The sequence below is a fragment of the Methanobrevibacter sp. genome, assembly GCF_045577275.1.
Lineage (GTDB): Archaea > Methanobacteriota > Methanobacteria > Methanobacteriales > Methanobacteriaceae > Methanobrevibacter.
The window spans coordinates 1-14,492 of sequence record NZ_JAZNIB010000048.1 but is presented as its reverse complement, the minus strand read 5'-3'; the positions used below and the strand labels follow the sequence as shown (position 1 = coordinate 14,492).

The 14,492-nt window shown below is 41.2% G+C and carries 18 protein-coding genes; all 18 read right to left on the bottom strand.

Annotated features, from left to right (window positions below):
* Window positions 1–132: 132 nt before the first annotated feature.
* Window positions 133–360, bottom strand: coding sequence for a hypothetical protein (locus tag ACKI67_RS01620; RefSeq protein WP_407461651.1), 228 nt, complete (start codon window positions 358–360; stop codon window positions 133–135).
* Window positions 361–446: 86 nt separating this feature from the next.
* Window positions 447–773, bottom strand: coding sequence for a DUF551 domain-containing protein (locus ACKI67_RS01615; RefSeq protein WP_407461650.1), 327 nt, complete (start codon window positions 771–773; stop codon window positions 447–449).
* Window positions 763–918, bottom strand: coding sequence for a hypothetical protein (locus ACKI67_RS01610; protein ID WP_407461649.1), 156 nt, complete (start codon window positions 916–918; stop codon window positions 763–765). Before ACKI67_RS01610 ends, ACKI67_RS01615 begins: the two co-directional genes overlap by 11 nt.
* 2 nt (window positions 919–920) lie before the next feature.
* Complete coding sequence (locus ACKI67_RS01605; RefSeq protein ID WP_407461648.1) at window positions 921–1,157, bottom strand: hypothetical protein; 237 nt, start codon at window positions 1,155–1,157, stop codon at window positions 921–923.
* Window positions 1,158–1,287: 130 nt separating this feature from the next.
* The gene (locus tag ACKI67_RS01600; protein ID WP_407461647.1) at window positions 1,288–1,455 is read right to left on the bottom strand and encodes a hypothetical protein; all 168 of its coding nucleotides are present in this window, start codon (window positions 1,453–1,455) and stop codon (window positions 1,288–1,290) included.
* Window positions 1,452–2,555, bottom strand: coding sequence for a hypothetical protein (locus ACKI67_RS01595; RefSeq protein WP_407461646.1), 1,104 nt, complete (start codon window positions 2,553–2,555; stop codon window positions 1,452–1,454). The genes ACKI67_RS01600 and ACKI67_RS01595 overlap by 4 nt, the downstream gene beginning before the upstream one ends.
* Window positions 2,556–3,688: 1,133 nt before the next feature.
* Complete coding sequence (locus tag ACKI67_RS01590) at window positions 3,689–5,923, bottom strand: DUF859 family phage minor structural protein (protein WP_407461645.1); 2,235 nt, start codon at window positions 5,921–5,923, stop codon at window positions 3,689–3,691.
* Between the two features lie 15 nt (window positions 5,924–5,938).
* Complete coding sequence (locus tag ACKI67_RS01585; RefSeq protein WP_407461644.1) at window positions 5,939–7,573, bottom strand: phage tail spike protein; 1,635 nt, start codon at window positions 7,571–7,573, stop codon at window positions 5,939–5,941.
* A gap of 11 nt (window positions 7,574–7,584) precedes the next feature.
* The gene (locus ACKI67_RS01580; RefSeq protein WP_407461643.1) at window positions 7,585–7,944 is read right to left on the bottom strand and encodes a hypothetical protein; all 360 of its coding nucleotides are present in this window, start codon (window positions 7,942–7,944) and stop codon (window positions 7,585–7,587) included.
* A gap of 43 nt (window positions 7,945–7,987) precedes the next feature.
* Window positions 7,988–8,899, bottom strand: coding sequence for a hypothetical protein (locus tag ACKI67_RS01575; protein ID WP_407461642.1), 912 nt, complete (start codon window positions 8,897–8,899; stop codon window positions 7,988–7,990).
* Window positions 8,896–9,258, bottom strand: coding sequence for a hypothetical protein (locus ACKI67_RS01570; RefSeq protein WP_407461641.1), 363 nt, complete (start codon window positions 9,256–9,258; stop codon window positions 8,896–8,898). The genes ACKI67_RS01575 and ACKI67_RS01570 overlap by 4 nt, the downstream gene beginning before the upstream one ends.
* A 30-nt stretch (window positions 9,259–9,288) precedes the next feature.
* The gene (locus tag ACKI67_RS01565; protein ID WP_407461640.1) at window positions 9,289–10,017 is read right to left on the bottom strand and encodes a distal tail protein Dit; all 729 of its coding nucleotides are present in this window, start codon (window positions 10,015–10,017) and stop codon (window positions 9,289–9,291) included.
* Between the two features lie 14 nt (window positions 10,018–10,031).
* Window positions 10,032–12,683: a phage tail protein gene (locus tag ACKI67_RS01560; protein WP_407461639.1), complete on the bottom strand. Its 2,652-nt coding sequence runs from the start codon at window positions 12,681–12,683 to the stop codon at window positions 10,032–10,034.
* 18 nt (window positions 12,684–12,701) lie between these two features.
* On the bottom strand, window positions 12,702–12,890 hold the full coding sequence (locus ACKI67_RS01555) for a hypothetical protein (protein WP_407461638.1): 189 nt from the start codon (window positions 12,888–12,890) through the stop codon (window positions 12,702–12,704).
* Window positions 12,891–12,928: 38 nt separating this feature from the next.
* Entirely contained in the window at window positions 12,929–13,276 is a 348-nt protein-coding gene (locus ACKI67_RS01550; protein WP_407461637.1) for a hypothetical protein, read from the bottom strand.
* A gap of 76 nt (window positions 13,277–13,352) precedes the next feature.
* Entirely contained in the window at window positions 13,353–13,940 is a 588-nt protein-coding gene (locus ACKI67_RS01545; protein WP_407461636.1) for a major tail protein, read from the bottom strand.
* Window positions 13,941–13,961: 21 nt separating this feature from the next.
* On the bottom strand, window positions 13,962–14,255 hold the full coding sequence (locus ACKI67_RS01540; protein ID WP_407461635.1) for a hypothetical protein: 294 nt from the start codon (window positions 14,253–14,255) through the stop codon (window positions 13,962–13,964).
* 15 nt (window positions 14,256–14,270) lie between these two features.
* The coding region (locus ACKI67_RS01535; protein ID WP_407461634.1) for a hypothetical protein at window positions 14,271–14,492 on the bottom strand (222 nt) is incomplete at its 5' end.

Genomic DNA, 14,492 nt, shown 5'->3' with positions numbered 1-14,492 from the left:
GGCTTTCATGTATTTCTTTTGCTTTTCCTTGTCTTTATATGGCATTTTATTCTTTACCTCATTTCTTTAATATAACCAATGCTGGAATAAACATCATCAAGAAAATCATAATTGCAATTATTGTTGAATCACTCATGTGTCAACCTCCTGATTGAGCCATTCATATTTGCATGCTGAGCACATCTCTCTGGGGATGCAAGAATCACAATTATAGCAATGAGCTCTTTTGTCACCCATTGTGTATGGACATGGTATGTTGTAATAAACAAAAGCCTCCTCAGCTGAGCCTCCATCATCCACAAGAGGAGAATCCTCTTTGATAGCTTTCAAATTATCAATCATGTTTTCAAGATTTGTCATTTTCAGAATCCTCCAAATTAAAATATTCGCACATTGGACATAATAAGAAATGTTTGCATAATGCACATCTAATTTTATTGATAATTTTATTGATTATATTTTTCATGACCAGAATCCTCCTTTGTGTATGGCTCAGGCAATGGCATCCATGCAATTACATCTTTATCATTCCAACCAATTTCATCATTAAAAAAATATCTTTGACCTGTTGCAAATCCATATTTTCCACAATCTATTGTTGTTATATAAGAGCCCATTTTATCAGGTAATCTTTCTGTGACAGGAATCCAGCTGGAATTTCCCAGAGCCTTGATTGCAAGTCTGATTGCTTGATTTGCCTCATTATCAGCCTTACAGTCGTCGTATGGGCTTATATGGTTTTCTAACACTTTAATAGCCTCTTTATTTGTCATTTTTAGCCTCCTCCTTTGCCTTGTCTCTTGCACATTTGAAGATGACATCAAGAGCATTGTCCATCTGTTCAATCTCCTCCTCTGTCATACCTGAATAGTCAACCTCAACACATTCAGCAATCTTGATTGCATCTTTAATTGTCATGATTAGAATCCTCCAAATTTAATCTTTGCACAGCTGACAATCCTCTTGACCTCATCCTCAGACATCTTGTTGATCTGAGCAACCTTGCCAGCAACATGGATGACCTTGAATCCCTGACCTCTGAATGTGTAATATTTGACCATTCCAATGATGCCCTCAAGATGACCATGCTTTGACAGGAATTCAGCCTGTCTCTCTGGTGTAATATAACCATTCTCAACCATTCCAAATTGTGTCATGTGTCATCCTCCTCAATCCACCATTCAGCCTCTGTGATGTTTCCTATGATGAATTCTTTGTCAGTGTTGCTCAGAATGCCTTTGAGCACCATTACAGCAATCAACCTCCCAAGTATCTCAGCAACCTCAATCATTGTTTTGCCTCCTGTTCTATAAATTTATTCTGGAGATCAATCAGCTCATCCTGTTCATGAATCCAATCCTCCAGCTCCTCCTGTTTCTTCTCCATGTGAATCTTTGTGAAAAGAATTCCCATCATTAAACCAAAAGCCAATCCTCCAAGAAACATCTCAATCATGTTGTCACCTCCTTTGTGATCTTGCATCTCTGGAGCTCTGTCTGTTTGATGCCTTTGTATTCTTTGTGAGCCTTGATTGTGCCTCTCAGATTCAATCTTGTGCCTGTTGCCATAGGGATGCAATGACCTTTGGCATCCTCATCCCAGAGGCATGCTGTTGTGTTCCATGTCAGCTGATTGCCAGAATCATCAACAAAGATGTAAATCCATTTTGTCTGTGTCCTCCAATCAATCTTGACAGTGTATGATATTTCCCTCTTGAATGTGGCTGTGATGTCAATCCTGTCTCCAACAGCTCCAACATAATTGCTCTCAGGCTCTTTGCCCTTGATTGCATCCTGAGCCTCTGAGATGAGCTGTGAGAGCTCCTCATTCCTCCAGCTATAAAAGACACCATTCTCATTCTGATTGCAAATCTGAGAGGCTGTGAGCTTGATTGTGGCATATCCCTCAAGCTCATGGTCACAATGCCAGCCAAGAGAATAATCAAATTTGCATCCAAGCTCTTTGAGATCATCCTTGATGGAATATGTGTCACCCAGAATGCACCAGATGTTGCCCTCAGAATCAAATCCCTCTTTTGAAAAGAATTTCTGATTGAGCTCCTGAGCCTTTTCCTTTTGCTCAGCCTCCCATTGTGCCTGTCTCTTTGCCTGTCTCTTGGCTCTCTGAGCATCCAGCTTTGCCTGATGCTCTGGTGAGTATTCCTTGAAGATCATAGGCTTTGATCTCAAGCCAGAGCCTCCACATTCAAAGCATGTGAATCCTGTGAGAGCCCATTTGTCAGCTCCACCAGCTCCACCACATCTGGAGCATCTCCAATCCTCATAAACCTTTGTGCCATTCTTGTCAACCCTGACCAGCCTTGTGAATTTATCCTGTGCCATTGTTGTCTCCTCCTTTGGTGTTGTCTGAGAGGCTGTGAGCCTCTCAGATGTACTCCTTGACCAAAACTCTGACATGTAATCTCTGGATGTTATATCCACCAGCCAGAATGCTCTCAACTCTTGCTCTCCCTTCCTTGCCTTCAACATATCCATTGAGCACAGGTCCATATGCTCCAGCCTGACAATGAATGCCTGACCAGCTTGTGATCTCACCTGTGATGTCCTTTACTCTGATGTAAAGATTCATGACAAGGAGCTCTCCATCTCTCTCATTGGAATCATGAATCTGGTCATCTGTGAGGTACATGAAATTGTAGCCAGCCATGTGATGCTTTTTCATGAATGCTGAATAGCCAAGCTCTTTGTATTCCTCATTCAATCTTTCCCTCTTTGCCTTGTCATAAGCATCCCAGCTCTCAACCAGCTCTGTTTTCATTGCCTTGATGCAATCAGGAATCTCTTTGAGATAGATTGATTCTCTCTCAATCTCTCCATTGAGCTGAGCCTGATATTTCTTGAGAGTTTCCATCTTCTCAACTATCTCCAGCTTGTTTCTCCTGATGTCATCAGCCAGATGACCAATGTCATAAACTGTCCAGCTGTCCTCTCTCTCCATAGCTGTCAGGTCAATGGATTCTTTGATTGCTCTCTCAAGCACTCCATATTTCCTATACATTTCACAATCCATGTTTTCAAGAACATTTCTCATTGCTGTGAGATTATATCCAGCCTTTTCAAGCTGAGTGAGCTTTTTCTCAATCTGAGCCAATTTCTTGCTGATGGTGTTTTCCTTCTTTGCAATGGTCTCCTGAGCCTTTGTGATTCTGTCCTGTAATGTTGTGATTTTCATGGTGATGTCCTCCTTGATTGGTTTCCTATATACTATACCTATTCAAAGAAAAATCCATCCGAAAATTGAAAAATTTACATAAATGTAACATTTGGAAAGCATAAGATTGAGATTTTGTCAAATGCCTTTGATTTCAGTGATTTGACAAATTGAATGTTTGGAGCATTCTGAACATTAAAAAAGAGCCCTGATGCTCAGGCTCTTTCCGTTTTGGTAGAATTATACGAATAAATAAGAATCACATAAAAAAGAAACATAGTATGTCAACAACAATTTATCAGAGAGGTTTTGATTGAATTGTCTTTTATATTATTTCACCATTGCTGGATTTTATTCATAATTGGACAGAAAATTGACATATATAATACCATCCAGAATCATCAGCTCATGTCCTCCTTTTGTTGTTTGTTCGGTCATTAGATCACCAAAGAATCTATCAATGCATATGAGCTGAGATTCTGGAGCTAATAAAAAAGAGCCATGAGAGGCTCTCTTTTTATTTGTCCATCTTTTCCTCCAGAGCTTTCAATCTGGTCTCAAGATCATCAATCCTCTTTTGCTGGTCTTTAATGACCTTTTGCAAGTATGGAATCATCTCAACATAATTCAATGATGCTGGTGTCTCCTCTGTCTCCTCTGTGACAAGCTCAGGGATGACATCAGCAACATCCTCAGCAATGAATCCTCTCATGTCTGTGCCTTGCTCTTTGACCTTATAATCAAATGTGACAGCAACAAGCTCAAGAATCTTCAAAGCCTCCTCCAGAGACAGCTCATGGATGTTCTCTTTGACCTTCCTTGAGGATGTCTGAGTGAGAGAGACACATTTCACATTTCCTGTTGAGCCAGCACAGACAATTGTTGTTGTGCTCCCATCTCTGAGATTGATTGTGCCAGCTTTTCCTGACATGTTGATTGTCCAATTGCCATATTCATTCATGACATTGATTGTGCCATCATCTGAATTGCCAGCAAAGGCTTGGACAGCTGATGAGCCAGAGGAATTTGCAAGCCACAGCTGAGCTCTGTTGTTGCTCACATAAAGAGCTCCCCTGTTTTCTCCTGATGAATTGCAAACAGCAATATATCCCTCATCTGATGATGAACTTGACATTTTGTTTAGATATTTTCCCAGCTCATTAAATGTGGCAATCTCTCCATATAATTTGCCAGCTGTTTGAGAATTGAATGCTGTCACCCTTGCAAGTATATTTGTGTCATTGTCAGGATTGTCACCATTCCTGATGAAAAGAGCACATGATTTCAATCCTCCTGACCTGACAACAGACCACAAATCAGCAACAGTGTCATGTGTGACATTCTTGATGTTCAATCTCCTGTCAACAGAGAGCTCATTTGTCTCATCTGGAAATGTTCCAATGCCAACAGACCTCTTTGCTCTGTCAACAAAGAATATTGGGATGCCAATCTCAACAACAACATTATAAATTGTTGTTGCAATCTTGTCTCTGATTGTAAATCTGACATCCCATGAGCTCTCATTGTCAAGATTGACAACTGTTGAGCCACCATCAGACAATGAGCCTCCAGATGTCCATGTGGATGCTGTTGTGAGCTTATAATCCCATGTGATGCTGATGGTGTTGTGTCCTCCCAGAGAGGAATATGATGCATCAGCATAAATTGTTGTTGGATTGTAGAAATTTGATTGCCTTGTGGCTCTCACAATGGCTGTTGGAGCTTTCCATTCATAAACATTGATGTTCATGTTGATGCTCCTCTTGTTGCCTCTTGAATCAGTGACAACAACAGATGCTGTTGCATTGCTGGATGTGTCAATTGTTCCAAATGTCAGAGAGACATTTGACATTGATGTTCCAGACAAGCTCAGGCTCTTTGTCACAGAATTGATTGTGACAGCCAAAGATGTCAATGTGGCTGATTTCAATGCTGTCAAGCTGGAGAAATTAAACACCAGCTGAGATTGATTCTGGATGATGTATTGATTGTTTGTTGTGATGGCAACTGTTGATGCATTGTTGTCCTTATATGATTGACCTGTGATTGTTGGATTGCCATTCACAATTGTCATTGTTGCTGGCTTGTTGCTCCAATATTGGACACCAGCAATTGTTGTCCTCACATAGAAATAAACAGTGAGAGTGTTTGAATTAGCACAAGCATTCCTCAATGTTGTTCTCTCAGCTGAGGTCAAATTGAATGTATATGATGAGCCTGTCTTTGAAATTGCTCTGTATGGCACATCATCTCTTGAGCCTGTCAATGAGATGCATGCATCCAGAGCTGAGACAGCATTGCCAGCTGGATTTGAATATGTGATTGTTGGATTCTGTTCATCATTGAAATTCTGGACAGCTGTCAATGTTGCCTGTCTTGGAATATTAGCCAGAGCCACAGTGAATCCATTGAAATCAGATGAGAATCTGGAATGAGAAATCTTTGCCTCAACAAATATGCTCTTTGTTCCATCAGAATTGTGAGGAATGGTCACTGTCTGAGAGAAAAGCACTGTGTCTGAATTATATTCAATGTATTGGCTTGAATTTATACCCTGTGAATATGATGTGCCATTGATGTTGCAATAGCATGTGCCAGAGCCATATGTTGAATAACCTTGATTTGTTCTCCATGCAATGACCTTGACAGTGACAGAGCTGGTGTTGTTTGCCACAGATGTGGAATTCTCTGTGACAAGTATTTGATATTTTATATATTGATTGCTTGTTGGAAAATATGATGATTCAGCCATGTAAACCTCCGATAATTAAACAACAGCAACAAGACCAATCCCATCATTGTCAGCTGTTGTGATTGGAATGAATCTCAGCTTGTTGCATAATGTGATTTCTTCCTCAACAACAGATTTTTTCATGTGGAATTCATCTTTGGCAACCCAATATATTTTGTTGCCAAGCCTGTCAAAGCCAGCAAATCCAACATCTGTATTCATGAGAACATATGAGCCATCTTGACCATACATCTTGAGACCATTGTTGTTGAGCTCAGCAATGAGATTGTTTGCTGTGTCAAACACCTCCAGCTGACCATTGCTGTTGAGATTTGAGCCCAGCTTGAGTGTGCCTCCCTTTATCAAATCGGCCACCAGATGAATGACATTGATTTGAGCCATGTCCAGTGTGCCATCTATAAGCCATGCTGATGAGAATGAGCCATTGATTCCATTCTGTGAGAATCCAATTCCAGCTGAATTGATTCTGAGCACATTGTGAGCCTCCTCTTTTGGTAAAGCATCAACAACAAGAATCTGATTGCCCTCATAGATGCAATATGAATTGCCAAGAGCTCCCCAGATTTTGTCTTGAGCCTCTTGGAGCTCAGCTTGCAATGTCACTGTGATGACCTGATTATTTTCAGCAATGGCTGTGTTGACATTGTTGGTCACTGTTTGCATCAGCCCAGAGAGCTGTGGCTGAGCATTGCCAAATTCAATCTCTGTGTATTTGTCAAGGATGCAATCATAAACATATGAGAGCACATTGGTCATGATGTTGATTCCAAGCCTCTCATCAATGACCTCAACAGTGTCACCAATGTCTGTGATTTTCTCCATGTTGGCCTTGAGAGTATAATTGACAGAAGGGATGCAATGGCTGTCAACATATGCCTGAGCTTGCACTCTTAAATCATCAAGCAATGCCTGATGATAGGCAATCTCATCTCCATCAAAATCCTCAAGCTCCAGCTCTTGCTCAAAGCTGATTGTCTTTGTGAATGGTATGTCATATTGGATGTCTGAGGCAACAAATGAATCCTCAAGCAAGAGACCATCCTTGCCAACAGGCATGAGCTTTGTCACAACAGCTGACCAATCATAATCAACTGTGATTTCCTTTAGATTCTTTTTATATTGAATTGTAACACCATTATCTTGACCAATCTGATTCATGATTCTGATGTTCCAATTGTCTCTGACAAGATGACCTCCCCATCTCTCCAGCACAGTCTGGATTGCCTCATTCAGAGATTTTCTGACACATCTGAATGAATTGATGTTGGTGACATCAGATGCTGTTGAGAATGGTGATGTGTTGTCTGTGGCTGAATTAAGATGGTCAAGAGCATCATTGCAATTCTTTGAGACAACATTGGAATCAGCAATCAGATAATTGTTGGAATCATAAAAGAGATGGAGACATTTGGCTGTGATTTTTCTTCTTGTTGTCTGGACATTGAAGATTCTGAAAGCCTGTTCTCCCTGTGGTGTTGGAGCAACAATGATGTTGTTTGGTATGACATAATCAATAAAATCAAGAGAGCATTCAAGCTCCAAATAAAAATCACCATTGTCAACCTTGTGCACCAGAGCCTTGAATGGCTGGATGACAACATCTCCATTGCTGGAGAATAATCTGTCAGCCTGTCCAAAGCATTTAATCATGATGAATCACCTCATTTGTTGATTAGATATTCCTCAAGGCTTTTCTCAGCCTCTCTGAGAGCCTTTGTGTCATTACCATTGAGAGAATGTTTTAAGAGAGCAAGCAAGGCTGTCTGTGTTATCTTGTTGCCCTCCTCAATCTCCTTGAATCTCCTGTCATCATTGCTGAAATATCCTTGAAATTTCTCAATGACAGCATCCATCTTGTTGAGCCTCTCCTCACAGTGACCAATCCTCTCATCCTGTTTCTTCTCAGGCTCTTTGAGTTTAGAAATAAGATTCACAATCACTCCACATGCTGTGGATATTGTGATAATTGCTCCAGCAAGAACAATCAATTGTGCTGGTGTAAATTGAATCACTGTGTCCATGTTTTGCCTCTTTTCTATTCCCCAAATTATGAATTATACCGAATTACTGTGTCGCAATATTATCAAGGTAATAAACCCCGATTTTTCTTGTCATAGAAACAATACCTTGCGAAGTAAATGCTAATGCACTACGGGAAAACGCTTTGCATTTTGTTAGTGTTCCCGCAAAGTAAACGGCATAGCCAACATATAAACTGTCGCTCGGTATATCTTTAATGCCAACAACAAATTTATTACTTGCAAACAATGTTCCTTCACCTGTGCCATCAAGAGCAACATTTATTTCCTGATATTTAACAAAAGGCAAATCTGTACTGTCTGCTTTTCCATTCAAACCATTGGCAACAGCTGAATTTGCAATGGCATTGCTTGAGCTTGTGTTCAAAGTCTGGTCAACAACAGGAATTGTTGGCTTGTTGAGAATCTCAGCAACACCAGAGCTGGCATTCCAATCAGCATTGACCTGAGCTGGAGGAATTGATGGCTTGTTTAACAAATCATCATAATCTCCAGATGTCGCAACTGTTGCAAGCTGTGGCTTGTTGCTCAAATCATTGTATTCTCCAGATGTCGCAACTGTTGCAAGGTCAGCTGTGTTTGCCTTTTCATCAATCTTGGATTTGATTGTTGTGTTGGCATCATATTTGAGTGTGGATGCATCAACAGATTTGTTCTTCCATTTGCCTGTTGTGAAATTATATCCAAGCAATTGCTCATCTGTAATGGAATCAAGGTCAACATCATCAAGCTCTGAGAGATTGACAGGCTTTGCATCAATCTCATTGCTAATTTTGTTGGAGCTCCATGTTGTGTTTGATGCTGTTGTGTTGTCATCAATCTCAGCTCCACCAGCATCTCCCTTGTCTCCCTTTTCACCTTTGAGCATCAATGTCTTGAAGATGACATCATCAATGCCATCATTCTTGATTATTACCTTGAATGCAATGTCATTCATGATTTCACCTCCCATTCAATTGAGAGAGAGCCCTTCATCAGTGTCAAAACATCCTCATTGATGTCAAGCTCAAGATCATAAAAGTATTTGCCAAGCTCAACATCCTGAGTGAGCTCTGGAGCAACCCTGACACCATAGGTCAATGTGTCTGTCTCAGCATCATATGACCTTTTTTCAATGCCATCTCCAAGAGACAGCTGGAAAACAGGCTCAGAATCCTCAATGTGCTCCTTGCATGTGAAAAATATCTCATCAGGCTCTTGACCTTCCAAGCCTGAGACCTGAAATCCAAAGCTCAATGTGTCACCCTTGACCATTGTGATTGATCTCTGGATTGAATTGTTGAAATCATCAGCCATTTTCATGCTCCTCCTGTCATTTTGATTATATCATAGCCATCTGGAATACTTATTGACAGCAATCTCTGTCACTGTTCCAACATATGAGATTGTGTTCTTGCCAGATTTCAGCACCAAATTGTCATAATTGCCTGTGACATGCCTGTTCATGAGCAAATTCTCAGGATTGTATGCATTCATCTCAGAGGAATCCAGAATGATGACAGGATTCTCAGACATATCCAGCACCATGACCTCAATTCCATTGATGCTCAGATTCACTGTGCCTGAGCCTGTGAGCTTGATTGTTGGTCTGGATGCATAATTGCCATTGTTTCTGATTGAAAGCTCTCCTGATGTCACTGAGGAGCTGAAATTGAATGTCTTTTCACCCTCCGAAACAGAATATTTGAAGGGCTGGACATGGAATGAAACATCAGCTGTCTTGAATCTGATTAGCTTTTCAAAATCAATGGCATCATATTGAGAAAAATTATAAAATTTGTCAGGCTCATTGGAGAATGTGATCTTGCCTGATTGATTAAAGAAATCAATTATGTCATCAATGTCAAAATCTCCATGCAATCCAATCTTGATTGGCTTGTCATAGGCTGAAAAGCCAAGCTCTGTGACAACATCTCCATCCCTTCCATCAATCTCCTCAGCTGTCACTCTCATCTGTGGCTTTGTTATTGGAGGCAATTCTGTGATGAGCAATCCTGAGACCTCCATTGAGCTTTTTCCATTTATGATGATGTATGGTCTTATATTGACAGCCATCTTTTGTCCTCCTTTTATTGATAAATCTCATTTGTGATTGTATCAACCACAAAGGATGCAAAGCCATCCTCTCCCATCTCAATCCTCATTCCTTGCATTGCTGTCTTGAATGCCTCAACAAGAGCTGTTGTCTGGAATCCTCCTGCTGATGAGCTTGTTGGCAAGCCAGATGCTGTGACAGGCACATCCAGAGATGTTGGCATTGCATCTTGCATCTCTGATGTGACATCTTTCATCTCATCAGCAAATCCCTCTCCAAAGCCCTCAGCTGTGAATGCACCCAGCTGAGCAAATACTCTTGAAGGGCTGTGAATGCCAAGAGCATTCTTGATTGTGTTGGTGATACCAGATGCAAGATTCTTGACCTTATCCTTGAGCCAATTCAATTTGTCCATGAGACCATTTGCAAGACCTGTGATGAGATTCTTTCCCATCTCCAGCATCTTGGCTGGCAATCCTTTGATTGCATCCCAGATTGTTGTGAATATCTGACCAGCTTGCTTTGCCAATGAGCCAATCACAGAGCCAATGCCCTTGATGAGCTCCCAAAGGATTTGGACACCAACCATCAGAATCTGAGGCAAATTCTTGAGCAATGTTCCAACAATGGTCACAATTATCTGTGGCAAATAGCTGATGAGCTGTGGAATTGCCTGAGTGAGACCATCAATGATTGCAACAATGAATTTCATTGCCATCTGAATGATGAGAGGCAAATTTGAAATCAACACATTGATGATTGTGTCAATGATTGTTGGCAAATAGCTGATGAGCTGTGGAATGGCTGTGTTGAGACCATTGATGACAGCATCAAGAATCTGAATGCCAGCATCCAAGATGAGAGGTAAATTCTCCATGATGAATGTCACAATTGTGTTGATGAGCTCAGGCAACATTGCAACCAAAGCTGGAATTGTCTCTGTGATGCCCTGAATTAAAGACATCAAAAGCTCCATGCCTGTGTTTAATATCAGAGGCAAATTCTCTGTGATGACATTTACAATGTCCATGATGAGCTGAGGCAACATTGCCATGAGCTGAGGAATGGCTGAGCTGATGCCAGAAATCAATGACATCAGAATCTGAATTCCAGCTTGTAAGAGCTGAGGCAACATTGAAATGATTGATGACACAATCAGAGGAATCAATTTTGAGATTGAATCAATGATTGTTGGCAATACCTCCAGCAAGCTCTCAATGGCTGTCTGGCATGCCTCAATCAAGATTGGCAATGTCTCCTCAATGAGAGGCGGAATCATCTTGATTAGCTCAGGCACTAATGTTTCCAGCAAGCCCTTGACCAGCTTTCCAAGACCAGAAATCACTGTCTGGATTCTTGGGATGAGATTCTGAGCCACAGTGAGCACAGAATCAACAAAATTATTGATGAGACCTTCAAAATCAGCATTGTCATCAGCAATGCCTGTCAAGAGATTGCTCCAAGCACCCTGAGCCATGCTGAGAGAGCCAGAGATTGTCTCTGATGCCTCCTTTGCTGTTGTGCCTGTGATTCCCATCTCTGTCTGAATGACATGAATTGCATCAACAACATCAGCATAAGAGCTGATGTCATATTCAATGCCAGAGATTGCTTGAGCATCAGCCAGCAACCTTTGCATCTCCTCTTTTGTGCCACCATATCCCAGCTTGAGATTGTCCAACATGGTGTAATTCTGTTTTGCAAATCCCTGATATGCATTCTGGATTGATGCAATGTCTGTTCCCATCTTGTTGGCATTATCAGACATGTCTGTGATTGCTCTGTCAGCATATTCAGATGCTTTTGCTGTGTCTCCTCCAAGAGATGAGATCAATGAGGCTGAGAATGATGTCACTGTCTCCATGTATTCATTTGCACTCATTCCAGCTGTCTTGTATGCATTTTCAGCATATTTCATGACAGCATCAGAGGAATCCTGAAATAATGTCTCAACACCTCCTGAGAGCTGTTCATAATCAGCATATGACATGACAGCTTGCTTTCCAACATTGAGCATTGCTGAGCCAAGATTCTTGAGACCATTCAGAGCTCCCTGAATGGCTGATGATGCAAGATTGGCAAGCACTCCCTTGAATACTGTGAAACCCTCTCCAGCATTCTTTGCCTCCTCTCCAGCATCCTTTGTGGAATCAGCCAGCTCATCTGTTGCTTTGTCAGCTTTTTCAAGCTCTGTCTCTGTGCCAGCAATGGATGTCTTGAGACCATTCATCTCTGTTCTCATGCCAGAGAGTGTCTGTTCATTTTTAGCATTTGCCTGAGAGCTCTTGTCAACATCCTTTGCAAGATTTGCAACAGCCTGAGCCTGTGCCTTGTATTCAGCTGATGATGTGCCAAGCTCATCTCCAATCCTTTTGAGCTCGGCCTGTTCTTTTTCATATTCAGCAACAAGAGCATCATGCTTTGATTTGTTTTTCTCTTGCTCAGCTGATAATTTTGTATATTGAGATTGTAATGTGGCAAGAGCTGTTTTCTGAGCATTGAGCTGTTTTGCCAATGCCTCAGATTTGGCTTTCAGAGCCTCTGTGGATGTGTCATTCTTATCATACTGAGCTGAGACCAATTTCATCTCAGATGAGACCTCTTTGAGATTCACTTGAATCTGTTTCAAGGCTTTTCTGTATTCTGATTCACCTGTCAGCTTGACAGCTCCACCAAAGCCAGCCATGTTGTCACCTCCGATATATTAAAACCATTCTTGCTGTCTCATGCTTTCAGCCTCAGCCTGTCTGAATGTCATTCTGTTTAACCTGAGCATGAGCTCTGTGTCAAATTGGTCTTTATATGCTTGATATAAATTGAGAAACTCTCTGATGGTCAATCTCCAGACCTCTTTTTCAGAGAGATTGAGCTTTGCTCTCCCAATGTATTTCACCCATGAGAAATTGATTGGAGCATCATCTTCCTCATGAATTATGCGTTTTTTCCTGAATCATCCTTTGTGGAATTGATGACAGTCTGATTCAATGCTTTTGTGGCATTGGCAAGACCAACATCTGTGATGATTCTTCCAACCTTCTTTTCAGTGAGCAATGGCTCATCTGTGCCATTCTCATCATTGTCAATCTCAATGCCCTCATTTATCATCTGTGTCAGGCCAAAGATGAGAGCCTTGATGTCAACCTCTCCAGATGAGCCATCTGTGAGCTTTCCCCATGCATCAATTGTCTTGTATTCTTCCTGAATTACTTGCATGACATTGAGATTGAAAACAAGTTTTATTTCCTTGCCTTTATAATTGATTGTTGCTGTGTTTTCCATGTGTGATGTCCTCCATCAAATGTTGTAAATTGAAAAAAGCCCAGCCCTCTTGGAGCTGGGCTCTGATTTTGAATTGTTAGCCCTCACCAACAACAGATGAGCTCTGTGTTGTTGGAGCTGTGAAAATGTCCTGAATGAATTCAAGAGCATCATCCTTTGTTGTAAAGGTCTGAGATGTGCACCAATTGCCATTTGCCAATGTTGCAATTGTTCCCTCAATCTCTGGTGTGCTGAATTCAACAGATTCTCCCTTTGTGGTGTCATCCTGTGAGGGCTCAGCAAACTTGACCTTGTAAAGCACCTCAGCCTTGTAATAATAGACACCAGAAACCATCTTGGTGACAATTCTTCCCAGACCAACCCAGATGGGAGTGTCCTCAGCATTCTTTGTCACTGTTCCTCCCTCTGTGATTGTGTGTCCTAAGAGCTCAGCAAATGTTGCATCAAGGTCATTGTCAACACCACATGTGATTGTGCCTGTCTGGAATGATGTGTCACTCTCAGCAAGCTGATTGTCAGCATATAATGTTGCTGAATTGTTGCTGATTGAGACATTTGCTGAAACAGCCTTGCCAAGAGATTTTGCACCATCATATGTTGGTGTGCCATCTGATGCCTCTGTGAGCTTTGACCAAATAAGATTTGATAAACCTATCTTTGCCATGAATGTTTCCTCCTGTTTGTATTATGTGCCAGATGTTTCATCTGGTGTGAGAGTTATTGTGACAGCTCCTGTTGTTGTGTCAGCCACAGCTGTCATTGTGACCTTTGTCCATTCACCATCAACAACAGCAAGAATCTTGCCATTGTCATCAGCTGTGACCTCAGGCAATTCAGCCTCAGGAATCAAGCCCTTGATTGCTGATTCAAGGTCATCAATGACATCAGATGTGTCAACATTATCAGCCAGAGCTGATGGATTGCCTCCCAAGCCAAGAAACAATGTCTCAAGAGCTTGCTTGATTGTTTTATTTGCCATGACATTTTCCTCCTGTCATAAATCTGTCTGAATAGGCTTTGCAAAGCACAATGTCTTTGAATAAACCCTTGTGTCTCTGTCATAATTGTCTCTTGATGACATCTGAGGCTGAAATGACCAGCCATTCTCTTTCATCAGAGCCTTGACAGCTTGCATGATATTGAAATAATTGCCTTTTGAGCAAATTTCAAAATCATAATATGTGACATATCCCAAAAGCTCATCATCTCCACAAAG